Source organism: Pseudomonas sp. S06B 330, from assembly GCF_002845275.2.
Taxonomy (GTDB): Bacteria; Pseudomonadota; Gammaproteobacteria; order Pseudomonadales; family Pseudomonadaceae; genus Aquipseudomonas.
On the sequence record NZ_CP088149.1, the window covers coordinates 2,330,760 to 2,345,980 of the forward strand.

The 15,221-nt window shown below is 62.1% G+C and carries 10 protein-coding genes and 1 riboswitch; all 10 genes read right to left on the bottom strand.

What is annotated here, in order from left to right:
• Window positions 1-111: 111 nt before the first annotated feature.
• The 10 genes from CX511_RS10510 to tssJ all read right to left on the bottom strand — a co-directional run bounded on the left by CX511_RS10510 (window position 112) and on the right by tssJ (window position 15,214).
• Window positions 112-2,253 carry a TonB-dependent receptor gene (locus CX511_RS10510; protein ID WP_101292573.1) on the bottom strand — a complete coding sequence of 714 codons (2,142 nt, stop codon included), beginning with the start codon at window positions 2,251-2,253 and terminating at the stop codon, window positions 112-114.
• Between the two features lie 106 nt (window positions 2,254-2,359).
• Window positions 2,360-2,566, bottom strand: a riboswitch (cobalamin riboswitch).
• 40 nt (window positions 2,567-2,606) lie between these two features.
• Window positions 2,607-3,164: a GNAT family N-acetyltransferase gene (locus tag CX511_RS10515; protein WP_101292571.1), complete on the bottom strand. Its 558-nt coding sequence runs from the start codon at window positions 3,162-3,164 to the stop codon at window positions 2,607-2,609.
• A gap of 132 nt (window positions 3,165-3,296) precedes the next feature.
• A complete protein-coding gene (tssA, locus tag CX511_RS10520; protein WP_045183965.1) occupies window positions 3,297-4,394 on the bottom strand; it encodes a type VI secretion system protein TssA in 1,098 nt (365 codons plus the stop codon).
• A 93-nt stretch (window positions 4,395-4,487) separates the two neighbouring features.
• Window positions 4,488-5,006 carry an Hcp family type VI secretion system effector gene (locus CX511_RS10525; protein WP_045183963.1) on the bottom strand — a complete coding sequence of 173 codons (519 nt, stop codon included), beginning with the start codon at window positions 5,004-5,006 and terminating at the stop codon, window positions 4,488-4,490.
• A 159-nt stretch (window positions 5,007-5,165) separates the two neighbouring features.
• The gene (tssM, locus tag CX511_RS10530) at window positions 5,166-7,661 is read right to left on the bottom strand and encodes a type VI secretion system membrane subunit TssM (RefSeq protein ID WP_045183962.1); all 2,496 of its coding nucleotides are present in this window, start codon (window positions 7,659-7,661) and stop codon (window positions 5,166-5,168) included.
• Window positions 7,658-8,569 (bottom strand): type VI secretion system-associated protein TagF, encoded by a 912-nt coding sequence (tagF, locus tag CX511_RS10535; protein WP_045183960.1) that lies wholly within the window; start codon window positions 8,567-8,569, stop codon window positions 7,658-7,660. The genes tssM and tagF overlap by 4 nt, the downstream gene beginning before the upstream one ends.
• The gene (locus CX511_RS10540) at window positions 8,566-12,381 is read right to left on the bottom strand and encodes a type VI secretion protein IcmF/TssM N-terminal domain-containing protein (RefSeq protein WP_045183958.1); all 3,816 of its coding nucleotides are present in this window, start codon (window positions 12,379-12,381) and stop codon (window positions 8,566-8,568) included. The genes tagF and CX511_RS10540 overlap by 4 nt, the downstream gene beginning before the upstream one ends.
• Window positions 12,382-12,411: 30 nt before the next feature.
• On the bottom strand, window positions 12,412-13,125 hold the full coding sequence (gene icmH, locus CX511_RS10545; protein ID WP_101292569.1) for a type IVB secretion system protein IcmH/DotU: 714 nt from the start codon (window positions 13,123-13,125) through the stop codon (window positions 12,412-12,414).
• Window positions 13,122-14,465: a type VI secretion system baseplate subunit TssK gene (gene tssK, locus CX511_RS10550; protein WP_101292567.1), complete on the bottom strand. Its 1,344-nt coding sequence runs from the start codon at window positions 14,463-14,465 to the stop codon at window positions 13,122-13,124. The genes icmH and tssK overlap by 4 nt, the downstream gene beginning before the upstream one ends.
• Complete coding sequence (gene tssJ, locus CX511_RS10555) at window positions 14,462-15,214, bottom strand: type VI secretion system lipoprotein TssJ (protein ID WP_101292565.1); 753 nt, start codon at window positions 15,212-15,214, stop codon at window positions 14,462-14,464. Before tssJ ends, tssK begins: the two co-directional genes overlap by 4 nt.
• Between the last annotated feature and the right edge of the window lie 7 nt (window positions 15,215-15,221).

A 15,221-nucleotide genomic window follows, 5' to 3' on the forward strand; every position in this document is an offset into this window, starting at 1 on the left:
TGGCGACGGAGATGTTGCTTTATTGTGGGCCAGCCTTGCTGGCGATGAGATCGGCACGCTGTCAGTTGTTGCGCGGTGCCTGCATCGCTGGCAAGGCCAGTTCCCACCACCTCAGAAGCTGTAGTCCACCGTAGCGAAATACGAGCGCGGCTCACCCATCAACCACTGCTCGCCACTGTGGGCGGTTGCGGCGTAGCGTCGGTCTAGCAGGTTGTTCAACTGCAGGCCCAGACGCACATCGGGCAGCACGTGCCAGCCCAGGTTGGCGTCGACCACGGTAAACCCCGGCACCGTCTGCGTGTTGGCGGTATTGGCGTAACGCTCATCGACATAACGCAGACCCATGCCGGCCGCTACGCCGTAACCAAATCCTTTGTTCACCCACAGGTTGGCAGTGCGTCGCGGTACATTGCTGGGGCGGTTGCCGGCACGCGAAACGGACTGGCCGCCAACCGTCTGGTCAAAGTCGTCATATTGGGCGCGCACCACCGACGCATTGGCCGAGACATGCCACTGGTTGGCCAGAGCCAGTTCCAGGGTGGCCTCCAGGCCGTCGGAGGTCTGCTGTCCGGCTTGCTGTTTCTGGTGAGTGATCGGGTCATCGACCAGCAGTTTCTTTTTGACGATGTGATAGGCCGCCAGGGTCCATTCGCCACGGCCGTCCCAGAACAGTTGCTTGAGGCCGAATTCGGTCTGCTTGGCTTCGGTGAGGTCGAAGTTTTGCTGGCTGGGGCTGAGCGTGACCAGGTCGCTGACGCCATCTTCGCTGGTGGAGTACTGGCCATACAGCGACAGTTCATCGGTCACGGCAAACACCAGGCCTGCTCGCCAGTTGCCGCCGTTGAGGCTGCGGTCGGTGCGGCTGTTGTCGATCAGGTTGTCACGGTCGATGTGGTTCTGGTCACGGCGAATACCGGTCACTAACGACCAGCGATCAGACAGCTGGGTGCGGTTTTCGGCGAACAACGCAAAGGTGCGGGTGGTGCTGTGCGACTGTGGCCGGGTCGGGTCCAGGCTGTGGAAGTCGCCGGGTGCCGGGTGCCAGGGGTCGATGTAGTCGCCGCCGATGTCGTTGTACGGCGAGTTGCTGTTGATGCCGAAACGAATGCGGTTGTACTCGGCACCGACCACAGTCTTGCTGGCCAGGCCGAACAGGCTGTGATCGAAGGTAAAGCTCTGGCGGTCGCCGACCTGTTCCTGATCATGCTTGATCTCCAGGTAGCTGCCGCGCTGCAACTGCCCCAGGCTGCTGTCCCAGGTGTAGTCCTCTGCGTTGCGCCAGTGGCGGCGGCTCTTGATGTAGTAGAGCTGGTTGCTGGCGCTGATCGAATCGCTGATCGCCCAGTCGGTGTTCAGACGGGTCCACTCGTCGTGGTAACGCTGCACATCATTCTCAACGTTGTAGTTCTTCTTGCGCAGGCTGTCGCGGTAGTGGCCGTCGATCAACGGTGTGCCGAAGTAGTTCATCGGCTCGGCATCACCACGTTCATGGGCCAGGGTAAAACTCAGGTCGTCGCTGGCATCGAAGCGCAGGGCGGCGCTCATGGCCAGGTTTTTCGAGTCGCCACGATCGACCCAGCCGTTGCTTGCCTGTTGGTTGAGGGTAAGCTGGTAGCTCAGGCGCTCGCTCAACGAGCCGCCGCTGTCCAGGCCCAGCTGTTGACGGTCATACGAGCCATAGCCCAGGCGCAGGTGGTTCTGAATGTCACCGGCGAAGGGCTTTTTCGGAATCACGTTGATCACCGCGCCGGTCGCGCCTTCACCATAAAGCACCGAGGCCGGACCACGGATGATATCGATGCGCTCGACCATCCATGGATCGACCGGAAAGGTCTGGGTGCCGGCGCCGGTGTACATCCGCGAACCGTCGAACAGGGTCATTACTGAACCGTGGCCTTCAAAGCCACGGGCCGAGAGGGCAGTGTTGCCATTGCCTGGGGTCGCCACAGAGGTGATTCCCGGCGAGCGGGTGACGGCGTCCTGCACGCTGCGGTTGTTGCGCCCGCCAATAACCTCGGCACTGAGGCTGCTGGTGCTGGCCGGGGTGTCCATGGCACTGAGGTTCAGGCGTGATCCGGCTGGCAGTGGGGTGGCCAGGCTGATTGGCTCATTGTCGCTGCTGCTGGTGATCGCCGTTGAGGGCAGGGCCAGGGCTTTACTGTCGGTTTCAGTGGCGAAGGCTGGCAAGGAGAATGCCAGGCAAGGGGCCAGGGCATTGGCCGCCAGGGTGTGAAGCTTGGAGTAACGGGACATGTCGTTCCACAATCTACTGGAAGAATGAATCCCGGAGGGAACAACGCATGGAGGAAGTGCGCGCGCAGGCGCCCGCAAACCGGCCTGCGCCCGCCCACCGCGGGGTTGCCAAACGAAGTTTCAGGCCGGTCTCCGGGCTTGCGAGGGTCATGAAGGCCTTCACCTTCCCATGCCGGAGCACAGTGGTGTTTCGAAGGCTTCGCTCGCTTACCGTTGCGGGGGCAGCGCCGGACTAGTCACCTTGAGTGACGCACCGGCTTCCCGTTTCACCCTGCGCACGGCGGCGCAGGACACCTGAAACTGGTGCGCATCTGACCATTGAAAGCCTTTGCAGTCAATGCGTTACAGTGAGATCAACGCCCGCGCTTGCGCGACACCACCGCTTCGATGTTCTTGCGCCCGATCAGCATCGGTTGCTGGGGTTGCTCCAGCCACTTGTACATCACCAGGCAATCCACCAGCCCCAGCTGAGCATGTCGATACGCCCGCGGCAAACGCCCGACGCTTTCGAACCCCAGTTTCTGCCACAACGCCACCGCCGCCTCGTTACTCGACACCACCGAGTTGAACTGCATGGCCAGAAAGCCTTGATCACGGGCCAGCCGTTGCGAGTGCTCGCACATCAGCCGGGCCACGCCACGCCCTCGTGCAGCCTCGCTGACCATATAGCCGCAGTTGCTGACATGATTGCCAGGGCCGGCGGCATTGGCCTTGAGGTAGTAGGAGCCCAGCAGTTGCCCATCCTCCTCTACCACCCAGGTGTACAGGGGAGATTCCAGCCACAGCTGACGTGCCTGTTCCTGGCTCATGGCCGGGTCGAAGGCGTAGGTTTCGCGAGCGCCGACAATGGCCTGGAAGGTCGGCCAGAAGAGGTCGAAGTCGGCGGCGGTCATGGGGCGGATGTGGATCATGGCGATTCCTAGCAAGGTGAACCGCGAGTCTGAAAGCGTTGCTGTCGGCATGCAACTGTTTGTGCAGGCCGGCACGCACGTGTCTAGCTGTCGACCTTGCCCACGGTACCCCCTCAGGCCAATGTAGTCGGATCAACCACGCGGTTCGCGGGTGCCAAGTACATCGCGAATGGTGTCGACCACGTTGCTGTCCTTGATCACGTCGCTCAACCACCCTTCGAGCGGCATGTTGCCCCACTTGATGGCGCGTTCGATCAGGTACGGTACCGGGCTCTGCGGCTCGCTCTGTTTGAAGAACTGGGCAATGCCGGCGAGCATGGTGAAGGCTTCGTCGCGGGTCAGCGGCGTGGTGCGCATCGGCGCTGCGGGCGCGTCCTGGACAAGGTTGGTCATCGAGGCACCTGGCGCGTGAGAAGGGGAGGACTCGGCGGCCACTTCTGGCGTTGCCGGCGCGGGTGGGTTGAGTTCGATTCCACGGTCTTTCAACAACTTCTCCGCCAATTGGCTGGCCCGCGACAAGATGTCGACGAGGGTGGCGAAGCTTGGCGCCTCGGCACCGAACAAACGGTCGATGGTCGCTTGCAACTGGCGACAGGCATTGAGGCTGTCGGCGATCTGCTGGGCCTTTTGGCGCAGGTGATCGGAGTCGCTCAGTACCACGGAACGCTGGAAGATTTCGGCGTTGATCTTGCCTTCGTCCAACGCCACCTGCATAGCCTTGGGATTCTGCAGGGCGAGGTTTTCCACGTGGCGTGATTCGTCATAGCGAAGCACACCGAAATGTTGCCCTTGGGTAATGGGCAACCCCCCGACGATGTCGGTGAGTGAGGTCTTGAGCCAGGACAGGCGCGCGCCGCGTTCATCCAGGCCTTCTTCAAGGGAGGGGTAGAGGGTGTCCCAGTAGGATTGCAGGATCTGCTCGGCCAGGTTCAGGCCGAAGGTGATGCCTTCGAAATGATAGCGCTGCGCCAGCCCTTCGTTGAGCCAGGCCACCAGCATCAGGTCCTTGCTCTGTTGGGCCAGGCCTTGGGCCGAGAGGCTGATAGTCAGGTCCCAATCGGCGGATTTGAGGTCGGTTTGCCAGTCGCCCAGGGTCAGGTAGTCCGGGTCTGCCCGGCGGGCCTCCTTGATCTGGTCGAACAAGGTGGAAAAGCTCAAGTCTTCGCCGCTCCCGTCTGCGATGGGCGCTGTCAGTTCGGCCAGCGAAAAGTCGTTGAGAAATTCAGGCATAAAACACTCTGATCAGGGTAAAGGAGCACCGCCTCCACGGGGGAGCGCGGTGCCGAACACGGGCCGCTTGCGCGGCCCGCTAGCGCTACAGCCTTAAGCGAACACTTTGTTGGCAGTGCGGTCCCAACCGCCGGTGACGTTGCCGCCGCCCTGGCCGTCGGCACGGCTCTGCTGAGTGTAAGTGGTCTTGATGCGGGCGAAGTTGAAGCTGATTTCTTCGATCGGCAGGTCGCTGACGGCCTTGTCTTCACCGCCCTGGTTACCGCCGGCAACGGCTTTGACCGAAGACACCACGACTTCTTCCAGGTTGATGGTCAGGTAGGTGACCTTGTCGCCGCCGGCGCGGTTGACGTTCAACTGGATCTTGGCGATGTGGGTGCCTTTGCAGCAGGCTTCGAACAGCTTGGCTGAAGCCTTGTCCACGGCCTTGCGGATGCTGAAGTCGCTCAGGGCAACACGCTCGGAGGAAGCACCGCCCGAAGAGCTGGCAGTGGCCGAGGTGGCTTGGGTAGCGCCGTACTCGTAACCCAGCACTTCGATCCAGTCCTTGTGCTTGTCGTCCAGTACTTCACCCGGGATGCCGTCGATTTGGATATATGCGTCAAATGCCATTTTTAAACTCTCCTTTCCTACATTTAAAGGGCCGCGCTGCACGGGTGCGTCGCTCTCGGCCCTTCGTTTAACCTCGTTGACAGCTCAACAGAGGTAGCTTGCCGCCGCCCATGCCTCCTCCTGTGAGGCCCGGGCAGCCGGTTCTTTACTGACGCGGCCTCAGTTGAGCCCGCGCACTTCGATTTCGACCCGTCGATTGGGCTCCAGGCATTGGATCAGCTGCGCCCTGGACATGTGCATGTCGCACTTGACCAGCGGCTTGCGGCTGCCTTCGCCGAGGGCGTCCACCAGCTCGCCAGGTACCCCCTTGCCGACCAGGTAGGTGCGGATGGTCTGCGCCCGTTGCCGCGACACCTGCAGGTTGCTTTGTGGGTCGCCGAGTTGGTCGGCGTGCCCGGAAATGATGATTTTGCCGATGTTGGGGGTGTTCAACAGCTTGCTGGCGATAGCGCTCAACTGACGCTGGCCTTCGCTCTTGAGGCTCTGGAAATCGGCGCGGGCGAAGGCGAACAAGGTGTCCGACTCCAGGGTAATGGTCTCGATCGAGCGCAATGACTGCGTCAGCAGGCTGTTGATGTAATTACGCGAGCTGGATGTCAGGAAGGCGTTGTCGAGGATCCGAGGCACATCCGGTTCACGGATCTGATCGCTGTAGAAGTCGATCTGACGGCTGGCGAACAAGTAGTCCTGGCTGGCACTGGCCTGATTGTCGACAGCAGTCATGGTTTTGCCGGTTTTACGGGCTATTGCCGGGTACCAGTAGTCGGGAATTTTCGCCTTGAGGAACACCGGATCGGCTTTTTTCCGTTGGCCGGGCGACAGCATGACGTAGGTGTCCAGCGTCGCCTTGCCAAAGTCGGCGATGGACTGCGCGCGATTATCGTGAGGCAGTGCTTCGGGCTCGACGCTGTCAACACCGGTCACCGGCATCAAGTCGCGGCTGTTGCGCTGATAGACCTTGAGCGTGGTCAGCAGGTACAGCGTGCGGGTCAGGTTGTCGGCAGTCGGTTTGAGCATCACGCTTTGCAGCCAGCTGAAGTACCGGCCGCGCAGCAGTGGTTCGACGTCATGCCCTTGGTACAGGCCCAGACGAAGGCGCAGCGGCACGCCCTGATCGTGGTGCTGCTGGTAGTAATGAGCGCTCCAGAAACGCAGGCGATCCAGGCTGTGCCAAGCGGTGTATTGGCCGCTGGTGCTGGCGTCTTGCGCTGCCGCCTCGCTGAGCTCGGCGGAGATCTGCGCGAGGGTGCTGCTGTTGTTGTAGTACGACCAGCCCCACAGGCTGCACAGCAGTACCGCGGCCAGGCTGGCACCGCCGACCCAGGCGGCCGTGCGCCGGCGTTGACGATGGTTGCTGGTGTACAGCGCCACCAGGTGCTGGTCAGGAATGATCACCTTGCGGAACAGGCTATTGATGAACAGCGGCCCCGGCCGGCTCTGGCCACTGGCGGCCTGCGCGCCGTTTTGCAGGGCGAAGCGCTCGGTCACCCACTGGCTATGGCCGCCCAGTTGCGCCTGGTCGGCATCCAGCGCGCTGGTGAAGTAGAAACCACGCAGCAGTTCGGCGTTTTGGTAAGGGTTGGCGCGCAGCAGGCTGTCGACAAATTGCTGCAGGCGTGGCTTGAGTGCTGCCAGTTCCAGGGGGAAGCGATAGGCCGCATTGTTCTCACGGGTGACCTGGATGTCCTGCAAGGTCAGTTGCTGGCGGGCAACCTGTTGCCAGTAACCGACCAGCTCGTCCATCGCCTGGCCAAAGCGTTGCCCCCAGTCAGCCTGCTCATAGCCCTTGTGTGAAAAGGTCTTGCCCATCACTTCACCGCGCGCGCTGTCATCGAGCTGGCGATAGAACGGCGCAAAACCGGGAATCAGGTCGCACTTGGTGAACACCAGGTAGATCGGCAGGCGTACCTCGAGCAACGCACAGCTTTCCTGGATACGTTCGCGCAGGCGCTTGGCCAGGCGCTCCTGATCCTCTGGCGAGGCCTTGAGGATGTCGTCGATGCTGACGCTGACAATCAGGCCATTGAGCGGCCGCCGCTGACGGTGCTGACGCAGCAGTTGCAGGAAGGCACGCCACTTGCCGGCTTCTTCCGGGTTGTTCATGTAGCGTCCGGCGGTGTCCAGCAGCACCGCTTCGGAGCTGAAGAACCAATCACAGTTGCGCGTCCCGCCCAAACCGGCCACCCGTGCGCCTTCGCGCTCGGCATACGGGAAGTTGAGCCCCGACTGGTAGATCATCGTGCTCTTGCCGGCGGCCGGTTGCCCAATTACCAGGTACCAGGGCAGGGCGTACAGTGCGTCTTTGGCCGGGGTTGCGCGCGGCTTGTTGCTGTGCAGGCGCTCCAGGCTTTGCAGCAGGCGTTCGCGTAGCAGGCTGACCTCTTCGCGGTCGGCAGGGTTGGCATTGAGCACCGCCTGGTCGGCGTCGTCACGCAGCAGCCCTTCAAGGTTGTGGTGCTGCGATACGCCGCGGTACAGCAACAGGACATAGCCTGCCGACAGCAGCAGGAACAGACCGATACCCACCAGCAGGCTGTGCAGCGAGCCGAAGCCCAGGCCCCGGCCAATGGCCCAGACGACAAAGATCGCCAGGAAAAAGCATACCCCCAGCAGGTAGGGTTGGTAGCGCAAGCAGTAGTATTTGATCTTGTTCATACAAACGTGGCATCCAGCGCGTCGACACAACGGTCGATAACGTGATCAAGGGGGCGGTCTATATCGGCGAGCTGCGCGCTGGCGTGCCGCTCGCCAGGTGGCAACAGGTCATGGTGCTGCGCGGCCTCACAGGTCCCGGTCAACACGCGGTAGGCGGTGGTGCTGTGGCGTGAAGGAAAGCAGTACAGCTTTGGGCGCAGAAAGTCGTCGGCAAGCACACTGACGGGCGGCAAATGGCCGCCATTGAGGCGGGTCAGCCAGGTCAGCCAAAGGTCGGCAGTGGGGTTTTTCAGGCCGCGTTCGGCGGGCAACGGCAAACCGATGCCGGCCTCGCAGTCGGCGTGCAGCAACGGTGCCAGGGCCTGTATTCGGGCCAGTGCCTGGTGGCTGTCGAAGGTCGGGTAGGCGCCGCTCAGTGCCGTGGCGATGTCACGCAGGCTGAAGTCCTGCAAAAACTTGGCATGCACCCGGCGGAACAGGTCGACGTCCTGTCCTTGCAGCGGCCGCAGGGCCTTGATGCGTTCGAACAACGCCGCGCTACTGCTGCCTTGCACAGCCAGGTGCAGCAGCGGTTTGATCTGCGCGCAGAACAGCTCACCGAGGGTAAAGGGGTTGACCAGCGGCTCTCCATCCTGGGGCTTGAGCAGTTGGAAGATGAAGAACGGATAACGCCGCTCGCTGGCATCTTTCGAACTGATCAAACCGCCCAGCAAGCAATTGCCGTTACGCGCACGGTAGCTGAAGAAACACACCGGCAGGTGCTCGAACAGCGTCGGCCAGTCGTCGCGATGACGCATGGCCGCCAGCGCGGCCTGCAACCAGGCGTCGAACTCGCAGACCTCATCCGCCGCACCATGCAGGCTGACGAAGTCCGCGCTCGCCGGGAGCTTGCCGAAGCAACCGATCACTGCGCCGTCCTGCCAGCGTTGAGCGCGCTGAGTGCCTTGACGTCGCCCAGGTCAGTCAGTTTCACCCCGCCGAAGTTACGTACCACCAGGCTCACCGGGCCGCTGGCGGTATTCCAGCTAAAGCGCTGCTGGATGCCATCGAGGTCGGCGACGCGGGCACTTTCGTTCATGCGCAACAGGCCCCAGCGACCGGGGAAGTCGAACACGGTGATGCGCGCGCCGGTCAGGGTGACGACGTCCAGGCGTGCGCCTGGTGTGGCGGTGGTCATTGGCCAGGAGAAGCGGCTCCAGCTGCTGCGGCCGTTACGGTAGTGCTGCTGTTGGCCGTCGAGGGTAAAGACAATGTCGGTGAACTGCGCTGAAGGCTCAAGCATGATCTCGAAGCCGTTGTCGCGGTCCGACAGGCTGGCAATCACCTGGCCCACGGAGCTGGCTTTGTCGATGCTGTTGATCATGTTCGGGTTGACCAGCGCACTGCTTTTGGCGCCGCTGCTCATGCCCAGGCCTTCACCGCCTGACAGGTTGCCGATTTCGTTGCGCTTGAAGGTTGGCAGCAGCCCCGACTCGGGGTCGACGAAGCGCTGCAGGTCTTTGATCGAGGCTTCATTGCGGCTGGCGGTAGAGATCGGATAGCGGTGGGCCATGACCTGCTCCCAGGGCTTGGCGATCTGCTGCGCCCAGGCCTTGGCGATCTGCGCGCCTGCCGGGTCACGCAGGGTTTCCCAGGCGAACTGGATCGGCAGGCTGAACAACCCCTGCAGCGAGCGCGACAAGCCACCCTGGCTGGTGTCGACGCTGGTCTCGACATAGTTGCGCACGTTGGTCACTTCGCTCGGCTGGCCTTCGAGGGTCTCGCTGATCAGCTGCTTGCTGCTCTTGCCGACGTCCTGCGAGCGCTGGATATTGTTCATCCGTACCTTGAGCTTGCGCAGGGCGGCCAGGTAGCGGTCCATGATGGTGCTGTCGGCGCCTTCGGCATTGTGCTCGGCGAACACCCGCGCCACCGGCTCAAAGCGCTTGGCCAGGCTACCGTCGTCCACCGCAGGCAGCGCCGCAGTGAGGGTTTCGGGCAAGGGGGTGTTGTCACCGAACAAGCCGGTGAGCTTGCTCCACGACCCGTCCTTGCTCTCGGTGCCCGCTTGCGTTGTTTGCCGAGGGGCAGGGAGGTCCCATTGGGTGTTGTCGTTGACCGCGCTGAGCAGGACCTTCACGGGCGAGTTCTGTACATCGCTGAGCAGTGACAGTTGCTGGGTGGCATTGGCCAGGTCAGCGAAATGACGCACGCCGACGCTGCCGACCAGGGTGTACCAGGCCTGGGTGTAGTCGCGCTTGTAGCGCGCCATGAAATCACGAATGAAGTTGGCCTTCTGCACGATGCTGTCACCGCCTTCGCCATCGAGGACCCAGTCCGATTCGTTACGCAGGTTGCCGGCCACCAGCTTGATCAGCTCAGGTTTGACGAACGACTCCCAGCCCTGGCGGGTGAAGATCGCCGGTACGGCTTCGGAGGCATACAGCAAGGAGCGGCCAGGCATCGGCACCAGGTCGTTGAGGGTCAAGGCCGGGAACTGGCGGCTCGACTCCAGTTGCAGGCGCAGGTATTCACGGTCGACCAGCGAGCTGGAAATCATGAACGACTTCAGGCTTTGGCGGGTTTCACTGATCAGTTGCTCGTTGCGTGGCAGGGACGGCGCCTGGCCTTGCTTGAGCAAGTGCACGTACACCGCTGCGTTCTGTTCGATGACGTCGCTGCTGACGGCTGCGCTGCCGTGGGTCGATGCGGTCCAGGCCTGAGGCAGCGTCGAGGCGACGAATACCGGTTCCGGATGGGTTTTCGGTTCGGTCAGCATCAGGTACAGCTTCAGGGTGTTGTAAGCGTCGATGATCGACGCCACTTGCTGTTCATCCAGGCGTCCGAGCATTTCCTCAGACAGTGACAAGCCGCCGGTGGTAGCGGACAGCTCCGCCGCATCGCTGGCGGTTGCCTTGTTCAACGGGGCGACGTAGGCGGCAGCCCGCGTCTTGTCCAAGGCCTGCTTGGCCTTGGCGTTCACTTGGGTTTTGAGTTTGCTGGCGGCGGTACTTTTGCCCGTCGCGGTCGGCGCAAAATCCAACGGTTGGTTCATGCTTTGGGCAAAGCTGTTGAAGGCGCGCATCTGCACCTGCAAGCGCAGGGTGATCGGCTCCAGCGCCTGGCTGCGCAGGTGCTGCAGGTAGGCATTTTGCGTGACAGCGTAAACCGCCTCACCGCGATACAAGCCGGCACCCAGCTGCAGCGGTACGCCCTTGAGACGATGGTTGTCGATCGCCGCCATCTGTTGGCGCAGGATTTCCAGGCCTTGGCCGGCGGCCAGCAATTGCTCGCGGTCGGGTGACTGCTGCAGTTCGGCCAGTTGCTGTTGCAAGCCGGCCAGCCATTGACGGTTGTTGACGAACGAAAGGCTCTGCCAGCCAATAAAGGCGATGCCCGCGGCGGCGGCCAGGCCAATCAGCACCGGGCTGAACCCTTGCTTGCGGCCCAGACGCGACTGGTACAGGGTCAAGTCGCGGTCAGGGAAGATCACCCGGCGGAAGGTGTCGGTAATGAAGTAACTGCGGTTGCTGGCGGGCTTGTCGCCCACTTCAGCGTGAACAGGCTCCTCAGCGGCCGCTTGCAGGGCAAAGGCTTCGGCGATGTCGTCTTCATACACCTGGCTCAACTGCCGCTCGGTCTGCAGCGCACTGGTGAAGTACAGACCGCGCAGCAACAACGGGGTAGCGCCCTGGCGGCCATTGGCGAAATGCTCGAGGAACTGCTCAAGTACCCCGGAGAGTTCGGCAAAATACTGGGGGAAGTGCAGCAGTGTGCTGTCGGCATCCGGGCCAAGGGCAATCATCTGCGCGTCGACATGCTGGCGGATGTGGTTGTTGAGGTTGTTCAGCCGGGTGGTGAGGACATTGTGCAGGCCGTTATTACGGATTTCCGAGAGGCCGAAGGTCATCCCAAGCGGCTGCTGACGTTGGTGCAGGTCCAGGCCGTCGAAGGCTTGTTGAAAACCGGGCAACTGGTCGGTCTTGCTCAGCATCAGGTAGACCGGAGGATTGGCGTCCAGACACTCGGCGTACTCTTCGACGCGTGCCACCAGTTGGGCAGCCAGTTTCTCGCGCTCATCGGTGCTCGCGGCGAGCAGCTCGGGCAGGCTCACCACCAGCACCAGGCCGTTGATTGCGGCTTTTCCGCGTTGCTTTCTGAGGGTGCGCAGGAACGCCGCGAACTCGCTGGCCGACTGGTCATCGTGCAGGTAACGGCCGGCGGTATCGATCATCACCGCGTCAGCGCTGAAGTACCAGTCGCAGTGCTGAGTACCGCTGTCACCTTCATTGCCGGTGGCGACGCTGGCGGAAAGCCCCGAGTGGGTCAACAGCGAGGTCTTGCCCGCTGCCGACATGCCAACCACCAGGTACCAGGGCAGGTCCGACAGCGCCGCCGAACCCCCACCGCCAGCAGAACGGTCGGTGCGCAGCATGGCGATGGCATGCTTGAGACGTTCACGCAGCACCTGCTGGTCGCGAAAACCGCCGGTGGCACTCCACGAGCGATCGGCTTCTTTGTGCAGCAGGTTTTCCAGGTTGTGCTCGGCGCGGATACGCTGGTACTGGCGCAATACAATGATCAGCAGGAAGCAGGCGCTGACGATGGCCATCGCTTCCAATAGATGCATAGCCAGCCACGGCCACTGAGGCGCAAGCAACCAGCAGGCCAGCAGGCTTGCCAGCCACAGCAGCGGCACGAGAAACCAGAAACTCTTCAACAAACGCAGTAATGTCTTCATGTCTTCCTGACTCGGTTACCTGGTGTGTGCTCAGGCACTGAACAGCTGGCTGATGTGTTCGGACAGTGCGGCGACGTCCTTGTCCAGCAACCAGTCGAGCGTCAGATAGACAGCGACGCAGACCAGCGCGATCAACGCCAGGTACACCCACACCGGCACTTCGTGGCGGAGCATGTGCGAGACCTGGTCGGGCAATGCCCAGTCGGGCGACAGCGCCTTGGGTGGCTTGCGGTAGCGGGCGATGTCCTGGCCCAGGGTATTGGCCAGGTAACGCAGCTGGTCCTTCTGGCCGAGGCTGAATTTGCCTTCGAAGCCCAGGGCCAGGCACAGGTGATAGACCTCCAGCACATCGAGGTTGTGCTTGACGTCGGCACGCAGCGAATCGATTTTCTCGAAGAAGCCTTCACCGGCCAGGTGCACACCGAAGTAGCGGAACTGCAGCGGCTGCAACTCGAAGTGCTGGCGCAGTTCGTTATCGCCTGAACGCAGCACGCTTTCATCGAGAAAGGCGCACAGCGCGTACTGCGTATCCTTGACCTGCTCGACGCTGTAGTTGGCCGCGCGGGCATCGCGCTCCAGGTCGGTGAAGAAGCGCTCGACACTGCTCTCAAAGGCCTTGATCGAGGTCACTTGGCGGCCACGGCGAACAATCAGCGCCATGCTGATGAAGTCTTGTACCAGGTCTTTGAGGCCCGGCTTGTCGTTGGCGGCCGTCACGGCGCCCTGCATTACGGCTTCAGTCATTTGAGCACCGCCATCAGTTCAAGCTTGAGGTTGGTAAAGGCGCTGGGCGCGTAGAAACAGATGGTCTGGGCATTCATCATGCGTTCATACACCAGGCCATGTGGCTCGATGGCGAAGTACTGATTGTCCAGGCGCACCGGGATCGCATTGGGCAGGCGCGTCGAGTGGTTGAGGGTGACACCGGGCATAGCGCTGTTGACCACCACTTCGATGTCTTCGGGCGAGCCGACCTTGAAGGCGCGCGGCACCAGCTCCAGCAGGCTGGCGCCGGGCATGTCGGCGTGTACCGAAATGTAGAAATCGGCTTCAGCCAGGCGCGGGTCCTGCAGCTGGCCCTGCCAGTACGAGGGTTTGGTCTGGTTCAACTTGATGACGATGCACTGGTTGGGCACGACGTTGTCGAGCATTACCCGGATCATCTCGTCGAGCTTGACCAGTGAGGCCGCCGGGTCGTGATGGTCGTACTCGGGAAGGTCATGGAGCTGGGTGTCGAGGGTAAAGGTCAGCAGGCCACCGGCCAGGTCGGCGAGGAACAGGTAGAGGCGCTCGGGGTGCAGGCGCGGGTGGGCCAGCAAGTGGGCCAACTGCGGGTAGGCGCGGTTGACGGTGTTGAGCAGCCAGAACAGGGTGACATCGCTGGAACCGAATTCGGCAATCTGGTCGGCACGTTCGCGACGACGTCCTGACAGGGCCTTGCTCTTGGCGTGCAGCGCGCCGAGCAGACGTTTGCCCATGCCCACCAAGGTGTCGTGGCTGCCCAGGTGCAGGGTCGGGTGAACAAAGTGCGGGTCGAGGTTGAAACCACCCATGTTATTGCGCGACAGCCTGGCGATCGGGCAATAGCTGTAGCCATCGAGGTTATCGCCGTCGACTAGCATCACCACGTTCAGGCGCAGGCTGGTGATTTCGTTTTCCAGGTCGCCTTCGTTGAGGTCCGGCAAGGTGTCGAACTGCTTGCGAAAGCGCCGGGCACTTTTCTGTTCCTGGCCGTCTTCGACGTAGTTCAGGCCGAACGGCTCGGGCAGCTTCAGCGCGGCGTAGACCTTCAGGTCATTGCCTTTGAGCAAGTCCTTGAGGTCACGGGCTGCGGGCAGCGGGTCGTGCTGGGGCGCATCGAACAGGCTGCCGTCCGGGAACACCAGTTTCAGGCGCTTGAGCTGCAAGGTACCGTTGGCCAACGCATCCTCGTCCACCTGCAAGGCCTGCACGCCCCAATGAAAGGGCGTGCTGCGCAGCGTCGCCTCAGCCAACTGGTGCTGATGGAACTCGTCCTGGTACTGGAAATGCTGGGGCAGCAGGAACATGCCTTCCGACCACATCACCCGGCTCTGCTTGCTCATTTAACGCTTTCCACTAAAGAGTTGAAGGTTGAATCCATGGCGTTTTGCGCGGACTGCCCGGCGGTATCTTCGGCTTTGTCGAGCAGGGCGCCCTGGACTTTGTCGGTCCAGGTGTTCTGCCCAGATGCGTCCGCCTTTTGCTGGGCGGCGGTTAACTGCTCGACAGTCGGCGGCTTGCTCAACACATCAACGCCGCGCAGGGCGGTGATGTCGGTCTGGTCGACAAAAATCCGCAAACCGTCGGAGGAGAACCAGATACCGTCCTTGCGCAGCGAGTCGGCGTCGAAGGCGACTTTCCAGCGGCCGTCGTCATCGACTCGGAAGAACGCTGCCACACCGACATACCGCGCGCTCTTGCTCAGCGGCCACTGGTCGATCTGACCAATACCCGGCAATAGGGTGATTTCGCGACTTTCCACCAGGGTGCTGCCGAGGGCCTTCTTCGGGTCGTCCCACAGGGTGTCGGCGTCGATGGTGGTGAAACGCTCAAGACTGGTCAGCTGGTACACGCGCATCACCACCGACAACGGCGAGCCGTTGGCGTCGGGGTTGAGCTGATTGCCGCCGTCGGAGGTGAGGATGACTTTCTCGCTGTCGGCGAGCATGTCGGCAGCCCAGCTGTCGTCCATGCGCTTGCCGATGCGGTCAGTGACGCCACAGCCGGCGAGCACCAGCAGCATTGCCACTGCGCTCAGGCGTTTGATCTGCGTCGGCATGGCCAGCCGCTTCCCTGTTTGTCTGTGTTCCATGGTGTTT